Origin of the sequence: Pseudorhodoplanes sp., assembly GCF_050250235.1 — a bacterium.
Taxonomy (GTDB): domain Bacteria; phylum Pseudomonadota; class Alphaproteobacteria; order Rhizobiales; family Xanthobacteraceae; genus Pseudorhodoplanes.
Genome location: NZ_JBFWPA010000307.1, coordinates 1 through 3,206, shown reverse-complemented (window position 1 = coordinate 3,206; position 3,206 = coordinate 1). Strand labels below are relative to the sequence as shown.

3 protein-coding genes and 1 pseudogene are annotated in these 3,206 nt (G+C 56.3%); all 4 read right to left on the bottom strand.

The window, feature by feature from the left end:
* Positions 1-296 (bottom strand): annotated as a pseudogene (locus tag AB7F49_RS39185) (hypothetical protein); the annotation flags it as partial.
* 126 nt (positions 297-422) lie between these two features.
* A complete protein-coding gene (locus AB7F49_RS39180) occupies positions 423-1,220 on the bottom strand; it encodes an enoyl-CoA hydratase/isomerase family protein (RefSeq protein WP_428533378.1) in 798 nt (265 codons plus the stop codon).
* A 39-nt stretch (positions 1,221-1,259) separates the two neighbouring features.
* Positions 1,260-1,892: a TetR/AcrR family transcriptional regulator gene (locus tag AB7F49_RS39175; protein WP_428533375.1), complete on the bottom strand. Its 633-nt coding sequence runs from the start codon at positions 1,890-1,892 to the stop codon at positions 1,260-1,262.
* Positions 1,893-1,992: 100 nt separating this feature from the next.
* Complete coding sequence (locus tag AB7F49_RS39170) at positions 1,993-3,195, bottom strand: 3-hydroxyacyl-CoA dehydrogenase (RefSeq protein WP_428533380.1); 1,203 nt, start codon at positions 3,193-3,195, stop codon at positions 1,993-1,995.
* Positions 3,196-3,206: the final 11 nt, after the last annotated feature.

Here is a 3,206-nt window from a genome sequence, read left to right as displayed (position 1 = left end):
CCATCGCGTGTCATAATGACTTGTTGAGGGCCGATAGACTTCATAACGAAGTCATGGGGCTTCGAAACCTCGCTTTCGTGGCCCACGTAGACCCAGCTTCGATACCAGATGTTCTTCAGTTCAAGCTCGAAGATTTCCGGATCATTATAAAGCGCACTGCGGACGCGATCAGGCTTGATGAGATGGCTCCAAATTGAACCGCGCTGCACCACGTTCATCGTTACACCATTGTTGGGATCAAGTTTGCTCTTTAATAAACCGGATGTCCGTTCAATAAATAGCATAACTTGGCGCATGGCTCAAGGGGCCGGGATCCAATCGGGCGCGGCGATTTTCTCAGCGATTTCAGCACGTCTGCGGTGCGAGTCATAGAATCGCGATCGACCTGCGCCAGAAGGGGGCTTCGAGACTGATGTTGCGGGCTAGCGTCCGCTGAAGCGCGTCTTCCGCTTTTCGAGAAAGGCGGTGATACCTTCGACGAAATCTTCCGTGGCCGTGCAATCGGCGAATAGCCGGCGCTCTTCGGCCATCTGAGTTTCCAGACTGGATGATGTCGATGCGTGGACGAGGTGCTTGGTCATGCCCACGGCGACGGTTGGGGCCGCGCAGAGCCTGGCAATAATCTTTTCCACGGACGCATCAAAATGCTCGTCCGGAAAGACTTCGTTGACGATCGACAGACTACGGGCCTCCTCGGCGGAAATCCGGTCGCCGAAAACAAATATCTCCATCGCGCGTCGCGAACCTGCCAGACGTGGAATATAGTGCGTCAACCCTCCATCGGGAGGGGCGCCCAAATGCACATAGGCTGCTGAGAAGAATGCAGATCTTGCAGCATACGCGAAATCGCATGCGGCGACGATACCGAGGCCAAGACCGGCGCAAGCACCGCGTATCTTGGCTACAATCGGTTTTGGATTTCCCCGAATTGCATCGATCAAGGGCATCAGATTGGAAATGCGGTCCTCGAAATAGCGGCGCCGCGCATCGGGGTCCATTTCTCTAGCCGGAGCTTCGAAGTCCTTGACGTCGCTGCCGCCCATGAAATGACCGCCGGCTCCTTCGAGAACTACGCAGCGGATGGACGGATCATCGCCGGCAGAACGAAGCAATGATCTCACCGACTGCCGCATCGGCAACGTCATGGCATTGCGAAGTTCAGGGCGATTTAGCGTGATTGTCGCTACGCCGCCATCGACACGATAATTGACATCAGGCATCGACGCACCAAGGGGCAAGTCGCGACAATTGTTTCCGCTTCATGCCGACTTGCGATTCTCGGAAGAACTTGTCGTAGCAAGCTTGCTGTGAAGGCCATTGAGGAAGAGCTGAACAGCCATGTCGGCGAATTCCGCGGGCGATACTTCCCCCTTTGGATCGAACCAGGTAAACGTGTAGTTGATCATGCCAAACACGAGCATCGTATAGACTTTTCGGGTCCGTGCTGTGATGTTGTGCTTGCGATCCAAGTGAACCAGGCATTCGGCCATTTTATCCACAATCCTCCTTTCGAGGTCGTAGATGGCCTTCTGCTCGGTTTTGCTCAGAAACTTGATATCATACAAAAGGATACGCTGTTCCTTTGGTGATTTGGCATTTATTTCGACAATCGTGCGCACCGCCCTTTGAAACTTTAAATATGGATCGGAAATGCCGAGAAGCGAAGTATCCAGCCGCGCAATCAGATCGCGGACATGAGTATCTAGGATGGCAAACAGGATAGCTTCTTTCGAGTCGAAATAATGATAAAGCGCGCCACGCGACAGTTTGCAGGCGTCGGCCAACTCCGCGACCGTCGTGCGCGTATATCCTTGCCGGGAAATCAAATTGACGGCTCCCGTCAGGATGCTCTGTCGTATGTCGTCGTAGTTCTCTGAGCGTGTGCGCGCCATCGGCCGTTCCAGCGAATCTGGGTGCTCTCGCCCCGATCAGTATACGTTACGCCACGTCAGCACAACCGGGGACGCTCGCGCCGCCAGCGGCTTGTCAGCACTACGCCGCTTCATGAACGAGAGACAGATTTAGCATCGCGCGCCGACGCAGCCAGGGGCTCGCCCGGTAGCGCGGGTCGCCGTAGAATTGATGGAGTTGATCGAGAATATCCAGAACTGTTCCTGCCCCGACAAGATCGCCCCAGGCCAGCGGTCCGGTGGGATAGCCCAGGCCGAGGCGGGCGCCCGTATCGATGTCACTTGGACTGGCGATCTGCTGTTGAGCCGCGTCGCAAGCGATATTGACGATCGTTGCCACGACGCGTTGCGCGATAAAGCCCGGACTGTCTTGAACAAGCGACGCAGTGACCCCGGCGTTCTGCATTGCGTGTGCAATGAATGCTGTGATGCCTGATTCGGTCACGGGAGTCGGCATCACTGTGAGATGCTTGTCTGAGATGAACAATGGATCGATTGCGACGGTCCGCCGCGCGTCTATCTTGGCTCTGATCGCGGCTGTGGTTGCATCGGTGCCGATCGGCAGCAGGATGCATGCATCTACGGCGCCCGGCGTTTCGCTCTCGTTCAGCCGGACTCCCGCAGTGCCGAGAATTCTCGTTATAAGCGATCGTGCCTTTTGCTCTCCAGGCCCGATCCAGATCGGCCGGTCCGAGACTTCAGCGGCAAAGCCCGTAACTTCCGGCTCAACCTTTTGACCCTCGCGATACTCATAGAAGCCCTCATCGGTCTTACGTCCAAACAGGCCGGCTGCAACTTGCCGGGCAGCCAGCGGCGAAGGCCGAAATCGTGGTTCTTCGTAAAATTGCCGATAGATTTGCTCCATGACGGGAAAGGACACGTCGAGACCCGTGAGATCGAGGAGCTCGAACGGACCCATGCGAAAGCCGCATGTTTCACGCAATATCCGATCCACAATAAAGGGCGGCGCAATCCTTTCCTGAACAACGCGCAGCCCTTCGGTGTACAGACCGCGCCCCAGATGGTTGACGATAAAGCCAGGGGTGTCGGTGCCGACAATCGGCGTATGCCCGATCTGCCGGACCATACTGACCAGTGTCTCAACGACTTGGCGGGAGGTTCGTACTCCACCGACGACTTCGACGACGCGCATGAGCGGAACCGGGTTGAAGAAATGAAGCCCAGCGCAGCGCTGGGGAAGCTTGCAGGCCGAAGCGATACGACTGATCGACAGTGATGACGTGTTTGACGCCAGGATCGCGTCTGCGGAGACGATCTGCTCCAGTTTTGCGAACA